An 18,923-nucleotide genomic window follows, 5' to 3' on the forward strand; every position below is an offset into this window, starting at 1 on the left:
TTCTAATTTATTCTATTTCCGTAATATGGACAAATATTCCTTGTGGTCCTACGATTTGCTTTCCAACTTGAAAATCAATTCGTTCGCCATTCGTTTATTTAGTCGATAGGTTTCTTTTTTGCCAAGCTTGGCGGATAACGCTGTTATTCTCTTGATCTGCGTGTCCGTCGGAGGCTGCAATTCGATCAATCGTTCATAATTTTGAGAGGCGATTTTGAGAGCTGTCTCAGGGGTTAATAAATCAATCGTCTCGTATAACGCCTTCGCGGCTTGTTCGGTCGTTAGACCAAATCCGGAATCCGTCGATAACATAAATCGGTCTGGGTATTCTTCCATAAGTGGAATGAAGTCTTGTAATTTGTTTGTGCTTTCGGGATTATAAGCCGTAAATCCTGCGAAAAAATCAATATACACATTCGGATGTTTGGCTAATAGGTTTTTGATATGACTAGGGTCGTTGTAGGCATTGGCATGTCCAAAAATAATAATCGTATCCGGGTGCTGCTCCAAGGCTTTCTCGAGATCGGAAATCGGCGGCCCATTGGGCGGGTCGATGTGAAGTAGAATCGGAACGCGATATTTGGCAGCTAGGTCATAGATTTGCGGGAAATAACCGTCATTGGGGTGTTTCGCCTTCCATTCTACTTTGGAGACAATCGGCGAATAGGTCGATGCGGCAGCGATCTCTCCGATATTCAAGTATCCTTGCTCCAATTTGTCTTTCACGATGGACAGCCCTTCTTCTTCATAGATCGGGAAGCCTGCAAAGGAAGGGTATACATGCGCAGGTTCCTTGCGGTATTGGTCCCAAGCCAGCTGATCCGTAGCTTGTGCGCTAGGCTCCGAAATATCTCCGAATAATACGATCCGGTCAATGCCATATTGGCCCCATTTCGATACGACCGCCGGGTACCCAGCATCGTGGTTATGAATGTCAATGAGCGTAAGGTCGCGGTATACCTCGTACAATTCTTTGCTTGCATCTTTATTCTTGCGAATACTGTGAATCAACTCGAGATCTGGCTTAGGCGTATACTCGCTCATTGGCTCGACAGTTACGCTGTTGCCAGAGGTGCATCCTGTGAATAGGAGCATACCGACGGTGATTACGCTAAGTACAACATGCCGTTTTTGTTGAGGCACGTTCATTCCTCCATTCGCTCTATTAAACTCATTCTGGATATATTACCAGAAATTATATATAGAAAAACGAGCTGGTTCAATAGAAACCAGCTCTTTGTTGTGTTATAGCCAAATTCAACTATCCACGCTGCATTATGTTGTTCAGATCCGTGGCGAGTTGGGTGTCGATGTCATTTGGCTCGTGCTATTCGGGTTGTTGATGGTGGTTCGGAATGACGAATGATACGGTCGTGCCTTCATGGGGTTTGCTATGGATAGACAAGCCTTGACCATACAATTGTGTCAACCGACGATTCGTATTGTAAAGCGCGATCCCGCCCTTGCTTTTAGATGGCTGATTCAGCAGCAGCTCCACTTTATCTTGCTCCATACCTTTGCCGTCATCGATGACGTCGATGCGTATATAACCGTCCTGCTTGGCAATCTGGATATGAACTGTGCCCCCTTGTTGCCGGCTGAGGAGCCCGTGCCTAACCGCATTCTCAACCAGCGGCTGGATCGTAAGCGGGGGGAGAAGTACGCGAATGTCCGGGTCAACCTCCCACAAGATTGATAATCGGTCCTCGAATCGCTCTTTCTCGATATAGAGATAGGCTTCGACGAGCTCAAGCTCATGAGAGAGATCTACCAATTTTCCCGCGTTCAGAAAATCAAAGCTAATCCGCAGATAAGAGGCAAAGGCTTCGCCTAGGTTGCGCATCTTATCCGTGTCTATGTCGCTCAATGCCAGAATGGAATTCAGCGTGTTGAATAGAAAATGAGGATGAATTTGCGCCTGCAGGTAGGCGGCTTCCATTCGTAACCGTTCATTGATTGATTGTTTGAGCGCAGTTAATGCTCGGATGCGAGATTTTAATTCGAGTGCATCTACAGGCTTCGTGACGTAATCGTTCGCTCCTGACAAGAATCCGGTGTAGATGTCCGCAGGCTGACTGCGTGCGGTCAACAACAGTACGGGAAGCTCGGATACGGAATAATTCTCTCGTACCCGTCGCGTAAGCTCATATCCGGACATATGCGGCATCATGACATCGGCAATCAGCAGATCCCATGGCTTGGTGCCCAGCAGCTCCAACGCTTCGCGTGCTGAACCCACAATCGTGATATGGTATGGCTCCGTTGCAAGAATGCCGACGAGCACGCTTAAGTTGACGGGATCGTCATCCACCGCAAGAATATTGGCGCTCTCAACACCATGTAACAATGGTCCTGGAAGCATAGATGCTGCCAGTTCACTGATATCGGCGACGGGAATGAACAATCTGGTATGTTCATCACTCCCCATGTTTATCATGCCTTGGAGATACATCGGATTTGGTTCGATGAAGCTAGCCGATGGGTCAGCAAGTGACAGACCAAAGCTGAATGCGGAACCTTTACCCTCTTCGGATTGGACCGTCAAAGTACCGCCATGCAATTCTACTAACTGCTTACAAATACTTAAACCCAGTCCAATTCCTCGCCCGTCATGTATGCCATAGGATCCTTGTTCATAAGGGAGGAACACGCGTGTTAGGATCTCTTCATTCATGCCGACTCCTGTATCGACGACAAGGATAACGACATGACCGTCTCGCGTCTCGGCAGATACCGTAATCGTTCCTTCTTCCGTGTATTTGATGGCATTATGCATTAAGTTATACAAAATTTGAACGAGCCTTTTCTCATCGGCCATGACAGGCGGTATTGATTCAGCGATATTCATGTGCAATTGGACTGGCTTGCCTTCGACCATAAATTTAAGCATTTCCAATACACCGGGCGCGATCGATTGAACCTTTAAGGGCTCTTGCATCAGCACAATTCGGTGTTCTTTAAGCCGTGCCACATCGAGCAGATCACCAAGCAGATGCGACATGCGGCGGCTGATCGTGACTAGCAGCTCCATGTCCTTCAACGTGCTCTTGCTCATCTGCGCTTTCTCTCTCGTAACGACGGTTTGCGCAATATTCATAATCCCATGCAGTGGCGTTCTCAATTCGTGCGACGTATTGGCGAGAAATTGATCTTTAAGCCTATCAGCTTGCGTGAGCTGTTCATTAAGAAGCGTGTTCGCTCGCACGTGACGGTAAAATTTCTTGAACCAATACGTTGAGAAACCGATTAAGGTAGCGATCAGATCGATCGGATAGTACACAATCGTGAACTCACTGTTGGCATTCCATAAGATCCAGATGATGTTCGAGAGTATACATGTAGCGGAAAACAGCAAGAAGACGGCGTCAACGTCGGCTTGCTTGCCGAATATCATGGTACCGATGATGTAGACGAACCAAGTCAAAGGAATGAGATAGAACATTGCGAATATTCCGAATTCTACGGTAGCCTGTACGAGTGGAGCCGTTGCAGCGACGAGTAAACCTGAATAAGCCACGAGCGCTGCGGTATATACGCGCAACCATCGGTTCTTTGGCGATGCCAAAGAGAATCTTCGGAATACGAGAAGAATAAAGAAGGCCTGCCATACCATGGAGAGAAGCTTGATCTTCAGAGCCCATGTAAAATTGATCGGCAGCCACAGCTGGAGCAGATTATCATGACTGACCACTATTTGTATGCTTACCGCCAGCGTGAGTAGAACGACGATGAACAACGCTTTTTCGCGTCGATTCAATAAGTAGAGGATACCTGCGTATAAACCGTGGATCATCAAAATAATAAACATGACCAGTTGGAATCCGATCGAGTACCAGCGTACATAGTCAATGGCAGCCTGCGTGCCGAAGCGTAAGGACTGCACAATGCCGCCGTGATAAGGATCATCGAAGTTGGATACACGAATTAGCAATTCGATCTCCGTTGTCCCTTCTGCATCGTAGGAAGTGGTGTAAGAGACATTGTTAGGTCTGTATTTACTCGCGTGTGAGGCAACATCGCCGATACCTCCCGTGGCTAGCCCGTTAATTTCTATGGCCGATGAGGCCTGTATTCCTTTCATCCAGATTGCGATAGGCTGCTCCAGCGGATCAACAAGAATGCGCAGCCGATACGTTCCATAGCCGTACGAGGAGTCCGAGCCGTCCGTCAACGCATGGCTCCAATCGCCCGGAACCTGAATGCTGCGAGGCTGCCGCTCCGTCAACTGGATGTCTTGATGAGACAGGAGGCTGCCTGGGTAGAACTGCCACGCTCCATCTAATGGGAACGTAGACACGTTATCGAGCTCGATGCCACGCATGTCGAATACGCCATGGGTGGCACGAGGCGCCTCCGATGCTGTGAAAAATTCGGACCAAGTCCAGCGGAGGCTAAAAAGAACGCCAATGAATAGTAAAATAATCGTTATATGTTTGAGGGAAGATTTTGTTATTCGCATCATACCGGAGAAGTTCGACATAAGATGAGATGGTTCCTCTATTATGCCAGATGAAGAGAAAAGCAGCCCCAGGTTTTAACTGGAGGCTGCTTTCATGCGTTCTTCTTTTACCGTTGTTGTCGTAGGCGCCGTCTTTGGAATATCAATGCGGATATTCCGCTGTGCCTTTCTCTGATGCAGGTTATTCCGCAAGAGCGCGAAAATAATGAGTAGCGTCCCATAGAATTCGTACATACTGACCTGATATCCTTGGAACGCCATAATGACGAAGGTCGTAATCGGAACGAAATTGATAAATAAGATACCGTTGAGCGGAGATAACAGTTTAATCCCTTGATTCCAGCAGAGCAGAGCAGCCAGCCCTGGCAACAGGATCATGAATGCCATCTCGTACTTAATCGAGAAAATTGTGTGTAAGGTCGGCACCGGAAGTGCACCTGAGATCGATGCAGCCGATACGACGATGAGAGATACTGCGCTTCCCAGTAAGCAAGTGAGCGTGGAATAACGTAGAATCGACCAGTCTTTGAATCGGGTTCCGCCCATCGAGTAGATAACCCATCCCATAACACCTGTAAAGACCAACAGCAATGGGAATAGGTGCTGTCCAGCCATCAAGAAGAAGTCTAGTTTACCGTTCGTGATGACTAGTAGTGCCCCCGCGAGCGCAATCACAACACTGATGAGCGTGAATTTATTCGGCGCTTTGCGCGTCGTGAGCCAGAGGACCATGATTGAGATCATCGGCATCATGACTTCCATAATGGAGGCGGCGATGGTGCCGGCTTCCCCCATGAGTTGTTGTCCGAGGAAAACGCCCATATTATAGACCGTAAAGGCCATCGTGCCGAAGAACAACAATGCCTTGCCCCGGCCCTCCAGACGAAATGCTGCACGACCTTCTTTCATCCACAGCATGACGCTGAGTATGATGGCGACGACGAAATATCGGATGAACGAGAAATAGAATGGATCAATTTGCTGCAAGGCCACGTGTGCGACGGGAAACATCGCCCCCCATGACATACTTGCGATTAAGCACAGGATGGACCCGATGATGGTTTGTTTTTTAAGCATGATGTCTGACTCTCTCCCTTTGTCTCTCTCTAACATAGAACTGCCATTTTTTTGTCTTAACTCATCATAGGAGAGGAAAGATGGATAGTAAAATGATTGATAATAAAGTTTGGCATCATTTATAATGATACCTAGCAAAAGTCATAGACATCTGGGAGAGTAGAGGCGAGGCGCGTTGGAGTTCAATGATTTGAGAATTTTTCAGACGGTTGCTGTCCATGGGAGTATCAGCAAAGCTGCACTCGAGCTCAATTATGTGCAATCTAATGTAACAGCGAGAATCAAACTGCTGGAGAAAGAGTTGCGGACGCCGCTATTCTATCGACATAAACGAGGGATGATACTCAATCCGGAGGGCAAGCGGCTGCTCGAGCATTCGCGCGAGATTCTGTCGGGCGTTGACGCAATGATCCGTTCCTTCGAAGATACATCGAGCCCTTCGGGCGTCCTCGAGATTGGGATCGTGGAGACCGTGAATGCCCTCCCAGGCATTCTATCCGCTTACTATAACAAGTACCCCCAAGTGGAGTTGTCATTAAAGGCCGGGGTGACGGATCAATTATTGCAAAATGTGATCTGTATGAAGCTTGATGGTGCTTTCGTGTCCGGTCCGATCCGGCATCCCTCCATTGAGCAGGTGGAGGTTATGCAAGAACAACTCGTACTTGTCTCCAAAAACCCTTCCTTCTCCATTGAAGAACTGACGAAAAGGCCGTTATTGCTGTACAATAAAGGCTGCGGTTATCGCGAGAAGCTGGAGAGCTGGATGAAAGCAGAGGGAATTATTCCGAAGCACATTATGGAATTCGGTACGTTCGGGACCATTATCGGCAGCGTTGCTGCAGGGATCGGCATCACGATCTTCCCGGAATCCTCCGTTACCGATCTGGCGGCAAGTGGCACGGTGTATTGTCATCGCATACCTGAACCTTTTCGCGAGATTACAACGATTTTCATTCGACGCAAAGATTCCTATGTCACGAGCACCTTGCAATGCTTCATGGATGAAATTGTAGCTCGAACGACATAAGAACAAGTCAGATCAATACGTATGTGAGGGGAAGGTTGCTGCTTATCTGATTCGGCTAAATAGCTCGTAGAATCCTATTATGGATTTTACGGGCTATTTATTTTGGAAAGGGCGAAAGGGCATCTGAGTAATTATTCCATTCCAGGAAATAATAACGTCAATATTACGATAAGCGGCACAGGCTGCTAATTGTTAAAGTGAGGTTAATGGGATGTTCAAAAATATTTTCGGGGTACTTCAAAAAGTCGGTAAAGCACTGATGCTTCCGGTAGCGATATTGCCAGCCGCAGGGATCCTGCTTGCACTGGGAAATGTATTGCATAATCCGTCATTGCTGGAATGGATTCCTGCCCTTGATAATGACACTGTTCGAGGGGTTTCAGCTGTTATGGAGCAGGCGGGCGGCATCATATTCGATAATTTATCATTGCTGTTCGCGGTGGGGGTCGCGATTGGTCTTGCCGGCGGCGATGGTGTTGCCGGTTTAGCGGCGATTATTGGATATCTCGTGATGAATGTGACGATGAAACTTATCATTGGTATCACACCGGAAATGGTCAAAACAAATTTGTCGTATGCCAACGTGTTGGGGATTAGTACGCTGCAGACCGGGGTATTCGGGGGAATCATCGTCGGCATACTGGCAGCAGCGCTGTATAAGAGGTTCTTTACGATCGAGCTTCCATCCTATTTGGGATTTTTTGCAGGTAAACGATTTGTTCCGATTATTACAGCGGCATCCTCTCTGCTACTCGGGATCATCATGGTTTTTGTATGGCCACCGATTCAAGGCGGCTTGAATGCATTCTCCCACAGTATGATTGATAAAAATCAGACTTTGGCGGCATTCGTATTCGGGGTTATTGAACGATCGCTTATTCCTTTTGGATTGCACCACATTTTCTATTCGCCGTTCTGGTTCGAGTTCGGTCAATATGTGAATAAAGCCGGGGAACTTGTCCGCGGGGATCAGAAGATCTTCTTCGCCCAACTATCTGATGGCGTGAAGTTAACAGCAGGTACATTCATGGTCGGGAAATTCCCGTTCATGATGTTCGGATTACCAGCAGCAGCGTTAGCGATGTACCATGAAGCAAGGCCTGAGCATAAGAAATTGGTAGCCGGGATGATGGGTTCCGCAGCACTGACGTCCTTCCTGACAGGAATTACGGAACCGTTAGAGTTCTCCTTCTTATTCGTGGCACCCCTTCTTTTCGCGGTACATGCGTTATTCGCGGGATTGTCGTTCATGACGATGCAATTGTTGAATGTGAAAATAGGGATGACCTTCTCGGGCGGCGTCATCGACTTCTTGCTGTTTGGTGTGCTGCCGAATCGTACGCGCTGGTGGTTAGTTATCGTGGTTGGTCTTATACTGGCGGTCATTTATTATTTTGGCTTCCGGTTTGCTATTCGTGCCTTTAATCTAAGGACTCCGGGCAGAGAAGAAGTTACCCGAGAAAGAGGAACGGTTAGTGCGAAGGATGCGGATGAACTGCCCCGCAATATTCTGACAGCCCTCGGCGGTCAAGAGAACATCACGTCGCTAGATGCATGTATTACGCGGCTGCGCGTGACTGTGAAGAGTTCAGCGGATGTAAATAAAAGTAAGTTGAAGGATCTAGGGGCTTCTGGAGTATTAGAGGTAGGTAATAATATTCAAGCGATTTTCGGTCCGAAATCGGACATCCTGAAGACAAAAATTAGCGAGATCATTACACGAGACAGTATGGAGCTGGATGCATCGAAGGATGTTGTGAAGGATACAGAGAAACCTAGCGATAAATGATAATTCGTACCAATCAATTGAATAATAACAAAAACGACCTTTCCTAGATTCATCTAGAGAAGGTCGTTTTATTTATCGTGATGCTTGTCCTAAGAGCTAAGCTTACGCTTTGTTCGAAGAACCGAATTCACGCATTTTACCGATAACTGTAGCTTTGATTGCGTCACGTCCAGGAACCAAGAATTTACGTGGATCGAATGCTTCGCTATCTGCTGCAAGGACTTCACGAACTTTTTTCGTGAACTCGATTTGGTTCTCTGTGTTCACGTTGATTTTTGCAGTACCCAAGGAGATAGATTTTTTGATTTGATCTGTTGGGATACCTGTTCCACCGTGAAGAACCAATGGAAGTTGAGTCGATTTGCAGATCTCTCCCATTTCTTTGAAGCCAAGGTTTGGTTCGCCTTTGTAAGGACCATGAACAGAACCAAGAGCTGGAGCTAGGCAATCGATACCTGTAAGCTTAACAAGCTCAGCGCATTCTGCAGGGTCAGCGTAGATAACACCGTCAGCGACAACATCATCTTCTTGACCGCCAACTGTACCAAGCTCAGCTTCTACAGAAACGCCTTTGCTGTGTGCATATTCAACAACTTTTTTCGTTGTTTCAACGTTCTCAGCAAATGGGTGGTGGGAAGCATCGATCATAACAGATGTGAAGCCAGCATCGATCGCAGCTTTACATTTGTCGAAGCTTGAACCATGATCCAAGTGAGTCGCAACAGGAACTGTGATTTTCATTTCTTCGATTAGTGCCGCAACCATAGCAGTTACAACTTTGAATCCGCCCATATGACGAGCTGCGCCTTCAGATACACCAAGGATTACTGGAGATTTCTCTTCTTCTGCTGCAGCAAGAATCGCTTGCGTCCACTCCAAGTTGTTGATGTTGAATTGACCAACCGCATAGCCTTCTTTAAGCGCTTTGTTGAGCATGTCTTTCATTGATTCTAATGCCATGATAAATCCTCCTAAGTATGGTTTCTATTTACTGTTAAGGGTTCCTTGCCAGATAAGAGCGTGACAAGAAATGCAGCCGTAAGCAATACTCTCCGCTACAGATTAACAGTATATCACTTAAGTTAATATAAATTAACTCACGCATGTTAATTATTATTTTACCATAAATATGTTTTAATTCCTCTGGAAAATGTGTGTGGAACCTATTATTTAATTCAAGAATGCATCAGGATTCATCAATTTTTGCAAAATATTCATTTTTGTACGTATTGGACTGCATCCGATACTCATATTTTACTTGTAACATTTCCCAGATCAGCTCCGTTTAACATAAAAGAAGCATTCACCTGTTAGAGGGAGAGGGAATATTTAGGATGAGTATGAAAAATAGAATTGCGTTGTTTATCGTAACGGTTGTACTAGCCTTTCAGTTTCATGGATCATTGGCCAACGCTGGGGAAGCTGTAATCCCAAAATCATTGGCTGAAGCATTCGATACCACGATAATCCTTCCTTATCATTTCCAAGGGGCGTGAGTCTGCATCAGTTTCTATTATACGGTGAATAAGAATGCGATATCGTATCAAGCGGGTGTGTTATACGAATACGAGATTGCATCTGGGCAGAGCAAAAAACGCTCTGAACATACCGTCAGCGCTTATTATCTTGGAAAGTCTGCGACGTATTACACGCTTGACGGCTACGAACCGGGTTTGTACCGCATCAATCCGGATGGCAGCTCAACGCGCCTTGTCGCAGGTAATATTCGGCAAGTGATCGTGACTGAGGATGGTGTCGCGTATATGTTGACGTACAAGGAAGGGATTTATAGTGTGAAATAAGTATGTATGACAACAAAGCCTCCATGACAGTCAAATGTCAGAGAGGCTTTTTTTGCTGGGCGGACCTATCGATTATTAAGGATCTAATGATAAATTATGGATATTAAGAAGGGGCTTTTTTGGTATGTTGAGGGTGTAACCTTTGAGGATGTTAACGGCACTATGATATAGAGACTGAAGAAAGGAGCGGTGCGCATGCTTGAATACATCGAAGAAGTGAAACGGGGGGAACAACAGGCCTTCGAACAAATCGTCAAGCACTATACTGTGATGGCGAATGCGGTAGCCTATGAGAAGCTTCATGATTTCCAGCTCGCAGAAGACGCGGTGCAGGAGGCATTCACGGAAGCTTACCTACATATCGACAAGCTGAGGACACCAGCAGCATTTCCGGGCTGGTTCAAATCGATCGTGGAACGGCAATGCTATCGGATGCTGCGAAGGAAGAAGCATCTTGTAGTCCCCTATGCAGATGCGGAGCAATCGGCTGTTTCGCCGCTTAATGTATCCGAGTTAATGGAGCGAAGAGAACTGCAGCAAATGGTTCATCATTCGATATCGTCATTAACTTCGAATATGCGGATTGCGGTACAATTGTTTTATTTACAAGGCTATTCGATCCCGGAGATCTCTGGGTTCCTGAACGTATCGGTTCCGGTATTGAAGAAGCGGCTGTTCGATGCTCGGCGCAAACTAAAACAGGCGCTACCCGTAGCCGATCTGATCTCGGTATTCAACCATCTGTATGAAGGAGGAGAAGGGATGCTTCACATTGTAAACGGGGATTACGTCGCGGAGAAGCTTCGTCAAGGTGTTGTGAAGGGGGATATCCTCGTTTGGAGAGAAGTGTATCCACACGGTCCTGTGTTCAGGAATCCAGCTGAGTCGGAACATCGTACGTTCCGAGCGACCTATTTGGAACAGACGATCGGGGTACCCCATGCTGAATTTATTCAGAGTAGTGAAGTGCAAGAGAAGATGCTCGCGGAATGCCACAAATATAAGGAAATCGTGTTATGGTTCGAGCATGATTTATTCGACCAGGTGATGCTGGCCTATTTGCTGGATTGGTTCGCAAGACAGTCGATGCCAGAGACAACGTTGAATTTGTTATGCATTGGCAGCTATCCGGGCATTGAGCTCTTCCGGGGGCTTGGACAGTTGTCGACGGAGCAGTTAAGCACAATCTCGGGAACATGGAGAACGATCCGCACGGAGGAGTTAGAGCTTGGCAGCGCATTTTGGCAGGCATATACATCACAGGATCCAGAAAAGCTTCAACAATTGTTGAATAACGATACGTCTGCACTTCCGTTCGCTCATGATGCGTTCAAGCACCATCTTGCCCAATTTCCTTCGACCTTTAACGGACTGGGGATTGTAGAGCAGACTACACTTACGATGCTTCATGCAGGAATGAGTCCTTCTTATGATCTTTTCAAGCATGTGGGCGATCAGCTTCATGTCCTCGGGATGGGTGATTTGCAATATGGACATATCCTTAGGCGTATGGCGCAAGGTTCGCATCCGCTGATTGAGCTTCATGGTGCCGAAGAAATCCTTGCCAATAACGGTACATACATGTCCCTGCAGAATTGTGAAGTCTTGATGACACCATTCGGTAATCGCGTCATGGAGGGACAAGAGGATTGGGTCACACGGAATGGAATCGATGAATGGTATGGCGGAGTACATGTCCAAGGCCATGATCCAGCATGGCGCTGGAATATCGAGGAACAGAGGATCGTACGCGAATCCCCTCGATGCGGTGAAGAATAACCATGTCTATGAAATCAACATTAATATTTCACGAGTGATCCGTTATCAGCGCTTTTGCAAGCCTAGGAAATGGCGGGATTGTTGACCGCAGCGAAGAAGTAATAGGGCAGCGAGAATAGGATCGTCCTCATAGAGGGCGGTCTTTTTTGATTTGTTCGAGAATATGCTCGTTCTCTGGATCTTTGTACCTGCCCCAACACATAGATTTTATGCATCTTATGACATAATTCGACAATAATTCTAGTAATCGATTGCTATAATAGTCTAATCGTGCATAAATCTATCTACCTATGTGCTAATTCATTGGGGTCAGGAGTGGTGTGAAGTATGAAGAAATGGGCAGGAATGTTGTTGGGTTTATTGCTAGCGGTTACTTTGTCTTTTCCAAGCTCTTCATTTGCGGAAGAAGGAAATAAGTTCACAGATGTTAGTGGTACTTTCTGGGCGCAGGATGAAATCAGCAGTATGGCTCAGCTGGGACTTGTGAAAGGCTATTCTGATAATACCTTTAAGCCTAATAATACTGTGACACGAGAGGAATTTGCTGCGCTTATTACGCGGGCTTTTTATTTGGATTTGCCTGATGGGAGTACGCCAGGAACTTTTGTTGATGTTACAAAATCGAGATGGTCCTATACAGCGATAGAGGCATCCAAAGATTTCATCACTGGTTATTATCCGCCTTCGGGCAAGGCTTTTTTTGACCCGACAGGAAAAGCGACTCGGGAGGATGTTGCAGTAGCACTTGTGAAGACGTTGGGCTATAAGACAGACGACTTGAAGGATAAAGAAATTTTAAGTCGTTTTTTCGATGAAGATGATATTTCCCCTAACATGCGTACATATGTGGCTCTAGCTGTAGAGAAAAAGTTGATAAATGGATATAACACAGGAACATTTAAACCTGCCCAGGCGGTTACACGGGCAGAGTCTGCAGCGCTACTGTACCGAGTAATTAAGGGTGCAGCAGGAGATAGTCAGCAAACACTTACGCTGAATGTTGAGGTTCCTGAGACGACATCGTCGCCGACATTTTATATCACAGGTGATGTGACCAATGGGGCCGAAGTGCTCATTAATAATCAAAAGGCTGAGGTTGATCAAGGTCAATTTCGTGTTGGATTCCGATTGAAAGAAGAAGGTAGCTACAAATATACCGTGTCAGCACGACTACCTGGCGGTAAGACACAGTCTGTAACAAAGACAATTAAGTTTGAAAAGGGTGCACCTACTTTAGATGTCAAAGGGGTACCGGAGAAAACGGATAAACAATCCATTACAGTGTCTTGGACGGTTAAAGATGAGAACGATTCATCTCCAGTCGTCTACTTAAACGATGAGAAGCAATACGGTTCTTCTGCGACGGTTAGTCTTAAGGAGGGCGATAATGAAATTACTGTTGTCGTTCAGAATAGCGCTGGGAAATCAGCTAAAGTTGTCAAACACGTTGTTTTCCAAGGCGATGGTCCGGTGTTGAATGTGTTTGATGTTCCGGCATCATCGGATAAGGAGACATTGAAAATAAGCTGGACCGTACAAGATAAAAACGATAGTTCCCCAAAGGTGTATCTGAATGGAGAACAGCAGTACGGTACGAGTACAACAATTACGCTTAAAGAAGGAACAAATACGTTATTATTTAAAGCTGTGAACAAGATGGGCAAATCAACGGAAGTAACGAAAACGGTCGTATTGACTGGAGGAGCTCCTGTTCTGACTGTAGACCCATTACCAGAGTCAACGAACAATAATTCTATACGCGTAAACTGGAGTGTTAAGGATCAAAATGACAGTTCTCCAAAAGTGTATGTGAATGAAGAACAAGCATATGGCAGCAGTATGACTGTCTCATTAAAGCCAGGACTAAATAAGATAACAGTTAAAGCGGTTAACAAGTTAGGAAAGATTGCAGAAGTTTCGAAGAACGTTGCCTTTGCAAGTAATGGCCCGACATTAATTGTTGGTGACATTCCACAGACGACGGGTAAAAAATCATTGCAGATTAGTTGGACGGTGTCGGACACTAATGACAGCTCTCCTAAAGTATATGTTAACGACGAGCAGAGTTATGGTAGGAGTACAACCATATCCTTGACGCCAGGAACCAATACAATTAAGATCAGAGCGGTTAACAATCTTGGTAAAACAACGGAAGAGACACGTACAATCGTATTTGAGCCCCAGGGCCCGAATCTAGTCTTAGGATATACACCGGAAACAACTTCTTCAGAGACGATTACGCTCTCTTGGACAGTAAGTGACGACAACGATGACTCTCCTAAGGTGTATGTGAATGATAAAATGGTCTACTATAGCACCAGCATGGACGTAAAACTGACTCCTGGTGTTAATACGTTCAAAATCGTTGCTAGCAACAAGCTTGGAAAAACAACGGAAGTGATATGCACGGTCACGTATACTCCATCTCTACCACAACAATAAACATTTGCAAATGACCGGATCAGTTGATGCTGCTCCGGTCTTCTCATGACAGAGGATCCAAGTAATTCAATCAACAAAAGCGAGGTGAAATCATGAATTCATATACGCTTATCCATAAAGACAACCTCACGGACAACGAGTTGTTCCAAATCCTTCGAGTATGGGAAGCCTCAGTCCGTGCAACGCACCATTTTCTGGCGGAGGAAGATATCGTATCGCTCATCCCACTTGTACAGAGCGGCGTACCCCAGGTGGAACATGTTATCTGTATCGAAGACCAGCAGCAGGAGATTCAGGCCTTCATGGGGATTCACGGGGATAAGATCGAGATGTTGTTCGTTGACCCCGAGCTACGAGGGAAGGGCATAGGGAAGAAGCTCATCACATATGCATTGGATGACATGAATGTGAATTACGTGGATGTAAATGAACAGAATCCACAAGCTGTAGGATTCTATGAACACGTCGGATTCGAAGTCTATGAACGTTCGGAGCTCGATGATCAAGGCAATCCATTTCCGATTCTACGGATGAAAAAGGCTCGAACTGCCCATCGTTAGGCGGTTACGAGCCTTTTGGCTGCTTATCGATCTAGCTCCAATGGCAGAAAAGCGTAATCCCCGTCCCTCAGGATCGTACATTTGCGAACAGGAACGTGAGTCTTGAATAGAGGCCCATCGATAACGGTCGTATGGAATTCTCCACCTTCCCCGCAGGGATCAATCCCGCGATCCACAAGCTCTTGTACATAATCGAGCGTTAGAACACGCCCCAAATCATCTTCTGTCATGCCTAATGAACAATTGACCGTCACAATCAACGTGACGAATCCGAGTCCGATGAACGTTTCGACCGCTTCGCGGTGATCCATTTCCCACAGCGGCATGCCAAGCTTCATGCCTGCATTCTGAGTTACTTTATCATGCCAGCAGCCATGCTCAGGCATATCCAGATCGCCCGTTACTAACGCTTCAGCCCCGTGCCGTTTAGCGGTCGCTAACAGCTCCATATAGTTCGCTTCATAATCTGCCCAGCTCGAAGCGGCTGTAAATACAGGTAGACCGATCGATTCCGCTTGGGCCTGAATGACTTCAGGCGGCATGCCATGGGACCTCGAGCGCTCTCCTTTTTCCTCCAGCATGACGATGAGCCCCACGGCTTCTCCGACCTGCATGGCCTGATACAACGCTAGGACACTATCCTTCCCTCCGCTAAAAGAAGCAATAAACTTGCGCCCGTGCGCACCCGTTTTCCAATCAACGACTTCTGTCATGCATATCGCTCCCCCTCGGTTATTTCGAACTTCTATTCTATCATTTTACTCGATTTATTTTGAATGCTCACTTGGATATAATGAAGTTATATTGAAGGACCGAAGAAGAAGCACACGAAAACGTCTTAGGAGATGAATCATAATGACCAAATCGATCGTAGAGAAATTGAATTTACATAAATACGAGCAAGTTGCTGTATTGTACAAGCCCGAAGGAAGCGGTTATCTGACGGAGTTGAACGGCTATGATACAACGCTAACCGAAGGTGCTGCGTATGATCTTATTTTTGCCTTTGTGCTGGATATGGAATCGTTACGGTCCTTGATGCATCGGGTTATTGAACACCAGCATCTAAAGCCGGGCGGTTATCTGTTCGCGGCGTATCCGAAGAAAGGCAATAAAGTCTATCCGACCTTCATTCACCGTGATGAGCTGTTAGGCGGGCTTGACAGTGATGAGAATGGTTATGTTGGGACAAGCTCCATTAAATTTGCTCGTATGGTGGGCTTGGACGATGTGTTCACGGTTGTCGGGTTCAAAGAGGACGCGAAGGGCAAGAGCAAGGCAGATCAGCCGTCTACGAAATCCAGCCAGCGGGTAGATGATTATATTGCCTTGATTCCGGAGATCGAAAAGGATCTGGCGGATATGCCGGAGCTGCTTGCCACCTATCAAGCTCTGACGCCAGGGTACCGTAAAGACTGGGCACGTTATGTATACAGCGCAAAGCAGGAGGAGACCAAGGCAGCTCGGCGCGAGGAGATGAAGATGATTCTTCAGGCAGGTTACAAAAGCCGGGAGTTATATCGGAAAGATCAATCCAATTAAATGAATGGAGGGCATCCATCTAAGGGTGCCCTTTCTCGTCGCTAGATCGAGAACCAATACACGTATTGCTTATGTACTAACGTAAACCCTGCCTTCAAGGCGGTTCGCCATGAACCGGTATTCGATTCCATGCAGTTCCAATGGGCAATCAAACCCTTTCGTATACATGCATCTGCAAAACGTACCGTCAGTTGATGAGCAAGTCCTTGTCGTTGATGTGCCGCTACTGTCTCAATATCAATGGGGAGCATCTTATTATAATAAGCCGTACCTAGGGCGACTGCGACAATTTCGTCCCCGTGTAGTGCGGCATAAGCTAGCCCTTTGCTTAGAAAAGCTTCATTAGAACCCCAAGCCCCTAAGATCCGCTTACTTATCATAATGCTGTTCGTGATCTGCCCGGCATTCATCCGTTCCAAAAATGCTCCGTCAATGTTGTGAATCGTATACGGTCCATAGTTATTCGTTCGTTCCTCTGCAGCTACAGTAGATTTTTGGTAGGTGTGCTCGTATTCACGATCCACTTTCACATGTGAGAATAACGCAAGAATGGCTCTTTCGGCTTCAGGATCGGCAATAGAAAATTCAAAATAATGGTCTCCGCGGTCTCTCAATTGAGCGAATAATTCGTTATCAAGGAAACTTTTGAACTGTGCATAAGTCTGCTGCTGCTCAGGTTTTCCTAAAATACAGAACCCGCCTACGGATGAGGAGTACACCAATGCAAGTGTAGGTTGTTCAAGATCATCAACCCATACGTCACCCTTACATTCTCCGGCTACAATACCTGAGAAGCTAGGATTCGCATTACTTCCAATAGCTCCTAATTGATCTATTTCCAGTCTGTCGACTCTGATCATCCAGGTCACAACTCCTTCCATTAGGTTGTTATGAAGCCATTATAAGGGATGATGAAGCCGCTTGACAGCAGTAAGCGCATTTCAGGCGGCTTCGACAAGGAACAGCTGGATTGAAAGGTTAGAAGACTATGCTGAACTTACGAAACTTTATGAAGTTTACGGGTCTTGCGAATTTTGCGGAGCTTGCGAATTCCACGGAACTTATGAACTTTATGGATTTTATGAACCTTACGAACCTTGGAGACTTTCGGGGCTTTAGACATACTTAGTTTTCTGCAGGCGTGGCTTGCAATTCGTACCATTTCCTGTTGATTGTGTTCGGATTGATCCTGAACGAATAGTTCATTCATAGCGATAAAAGCTTCTTTTAGAACGGTTAAGCCATGTTGGTAAGCCGGGGAATGGTGGTCTTCATAGTAGAGCTCGGCGCTTCGTGTGCAAGCGTGTCTCAGTTTTCTGGATGCATTGCGGTATACCGAGTGCTTGCTTTTCTGCCAAGACTTTATGATACGCAACGTGTTCTTATATAAGATGATACTATCCCAAGGTTCACAAATGGACAATATGCTTAATTCGGGATCCTCAAATCCATGGGACTCATAAACGAGCTTCAGGTTCTCATCTGGCCAATCGAAATTGCGGTAGGATTGAGGATGCTGCTGGTGATATCCGATCATTTCCTGGATACTGACGAATTTATAGCCCGTGCGATGGAGCCGATAGCCGAGCTCCCAATCCTCGAGCCCATATTTTTGGAATTTATCGTTGAATCCGCCTACTTGCAAGAAGACCTTTTTTGGTAGGGACATATTACGGGTTACGGATAAGAGCCAGGGGGATACGTCCGTTGAGCAGTATTGGGCTTTGCCGACATCATCGATATCCCAAGGCATAATGATACTATCGAGCGGAATTGTTTGGTTCCGAATATGGTCCTGCGTGACTAAATCAATGGTCTCACGTGTGATGAAGTAACGTTCGCTCCATAAGCCGCTAGGTCTTAGAATATGGGCCGCTGTGACCTTCTCCTGCTCAGAAAAGTCAGCATGTATTTGTGTGTAGATATTTCTCCACATGTTAGGTATACCGGAAGCAATGAGTGGTTTCTCTTCATGATACTTTGCATGAACGCTAATGAAATCCGGGGTAACCAAAAAATCGGGGTCGCAGAAAATGATGTAATCCTCTTTGGCGGCTGCGACACCAACATTCCGTGCCATGGATCTACCTGACGTGTGGCTCAGCGAGGTGAAGAGAAGTCGATACGGCGCTTGAGCTTGATACTGATGAAGCCGTTCCAATGTGTTGTCGACCGAACCATCGTTGACAACGATCACTTCGAATTGGTCCAGCGGATAAGTCTGTTTCTCAAAAGCAGTCAAGGTCAGCATTAACTGATATGACCTATTATACGTAGGAATGATTACGCTAAATCTCATAGGGACAGATCTCCTCCGTCTATTCGTGGATTTATTCATTGTATACGTGAGTGATCTGCCCTGCGATGGACAAATAACCATTCCTGCAATAAAAAGGGATTCGCCTATTGCTCTAGCATAATGATTAGGAGAAAGTGTGATTGA

Annotated in this window: 14 protein-coding genes; 7 read left to right on the forward strand and 7 right to left on the reverse strand. The window is 46.2% G+C overall.

Going from position 1 to position 18,923, the window contains the following annotated elements:
• Positions 1–48 precede the first annotated feature (48 nt).
• From C558_RS0101055 to C558_RS0101065, 3 genes are all read right to left on the reverse strand, one after another.
• Positions 49–1,143 (reverse strand): amidohydrolase family protein, encoded by a 1,095-nt coding sequence (locus tag C558_RS0101055; RefSeq protein ID WP_018754352.1) that lies wholly within the window; start codon positions 1,141–1,143, stop codon positions 49–51.
• Positions 1,144–1,327: 184 nt separating this feature from the next.
• The gene (locus C558_RS0101060) at positions 1,328–4,462 is read right to left on the reverse strand and encodes a hybrid sensor histidine kinase/response regulator (RefSeq protein WP_156825951.1); all 3,135 of its coding nucleotides are present in this window, start codon (positions 4,460–4,462) and stop codon (positions 1,328–1,330) included.
• Positions 4,463–4,534: 72 nt separating this feature from the next.
• Positions 4,535–5,536, reverse strand: coding sequence for a DMT family transporter (locus C558_RS0101065; RefSeq protein ID WP_018754354.1), 1,002 nt, complete (start codon positions 5,534–5,536; stop codon positions 4,535–4,537).
• 175 nt (positions 5,537–5,711) lie between these two features.
• Between C558_RS0101065 and C558_RS0101070 the strand changes: the two genes are divergently transcribed.
• Positions 5,712–6,566, forward strand: a complete 855-nt coding sequence (locus C558_RS0101070; protein ID WP_018754355.1) for a LysR family transcriptional regulator — start codon at positions 5,712–5,714, stop codon at positions 6,564–6,566.
• A 211-nt stretch (positions 6,567–6,777) separates the two neighbouring features.
• A complete protein-coding gene (gene ptsG / locus C558_RS0101075; protein WP_018754356.1) occupies positions 6,778–8,355 on the forward strand; it encodes a glucose-specific PTS transporter subunit IIBC in 1,578 nt (525 codons plus the stop codon).
• Positions 8,356–8,457: 102 nt separating this feature from the next.
• Here the strand turns inward: ptsG and C558_RS0101080 are convergent, their stop codons facing one another.
• On the reverse strand, positions 8,458–9,315 hold the full coding sequence (locus C558_RS0101080) for a class II fructose-bisphosphate aldolase (RefSeq protein WP_018754357.1): 858 nt from the start codon (positions 9,313–9,315) through the stop codon (positions 8,458–8,460).
• 560 nt (positions 9,316–9,875) lie between these two features.
• Here C558_RS0101080 and C558_RS0101090 point away from each other — a divergent pair.
• From C558_RS0101090 to C558_RS0101105, 4 genes are all read left to right on the forward strand, one after another.
• Complete coding sequence (locus tag C558_RS0101090) at positions 9,876–10,157, forward strand: hypothetical protein (RefSeq protein ID WP_018754359.1); 282 nt, start codon at positions 9,876–9,878, stop codon at positions 10,155–10,157.
• Positions 10,158–10,352: 195 nt separating this feature from the next.
• Complete coding sequence (locus C558_RS0101095) at positions 10,353–11,936, forward strand: sigma-70 family RNA polymerase sigma factor (protein WP_018754360.1); 1,584 nt, start codon at positions 10,353–10,355, stop codon at positions 11,934–11,936.
• A gap of 327 nt (positions 11,937–12,263) precedes the next feature.
• Positions 12,264–14,378 carry an S-layer homology domain-containing protein gene (locus tag C558_RS32275; RefSeq protein ID WP_018754361.1) on the forward strand — a complete coding sequence of 705 codons (2,115 nt, stop codon included), beginning with the start codon at positions 12,264–12,266 and terminating at the stop codon, positions 14,376–14,378.
• A gap of 92 nt (positions 14,379–14,470) precedes the next feature.
• Positions 14,471–14,938: an acetyltransferase gene (locus C558_RS0101105; protein ID WP_018754362.1), complete on the forward strand. Its 468-nt coding sequence runs from the start codon at positions 14,471–14,473 to the stop codon at positions 14,936–14,938.
• A gap of 23 nt (positions 14,939–14,961) precedes the next feature.
• Here the strand turns inward: C558_RS0101105 and C558_RS0101110 are convergent, their stop codons facing one another.
• On the reverse strand, positions 14,962–15,651 hold the full coding sequence (locus tag C558_RS0101110) for a Dph6-related ATP pyrophosphatase (protein WP_018754363.1): 690 nt from the start codon (positions 15,649–15,651) through the stop codon (positions 14,962–14,964).
• Between the two features lie 142 nt (positions 15,652–15,793).
• On the opposite strand from C558_RS0101110, the gene C558_RS0101115 reads away from it, so the two are divergent.
• The gene (locus C558_RS0101115; protein ID WP_018754364.1) at positions 15,794–16,480 is read left to right on the forward strand and encodes a YdeI/OmpD-associated family protein; all 687 of its coding nucleotides are present in this window, start codon (positions 15,794–15,796) and stop codon (positions 16,478–16,480) included.
• 41 nt (positions 16,481–16,521) lie between these two features.
• Here C558_RS0101115 and C558_RS0101120 read toward each other — a convergent pair whose 3' ends face one another.
• Positions 16,522–17,340, reverse strand: a complete 819-nt coding sequence (locus tag C558_RS0101120) for a GNAT family N-acetyltransferase (RefSeq protein WP_018754365.1) — start codon at positions 17,338–17,340, stop codon at positions 16,522–16,524.
• A gap of 137 nt (positions 17,341–17,477) precedes the next feature.
• Positions 17,478–18,779 (reverse strand): glycosyltransferase family 2 protein, encoded by a 1,302-nt coding sequence (locus tag C558_RS30120; protein ID WP_018754366.1) that lies wholly within the window; start codon positions 18,777–18,779, stop codon positions 17,478–17,480.
• Between the last annotated feature and the right edge of the window lie 144 nt (positions 18,780–18,923).

This window comes from Paenibacillus terrigena DSM 21567, from assembly GCF_000374845.1.
Taxonomy (GTDB): Bacteria; Bacillota; Bacilli; order Paenibacillales; family Paenibacillaceae; genus Paenibacillus_K; species Paenibacillus_K terrigena.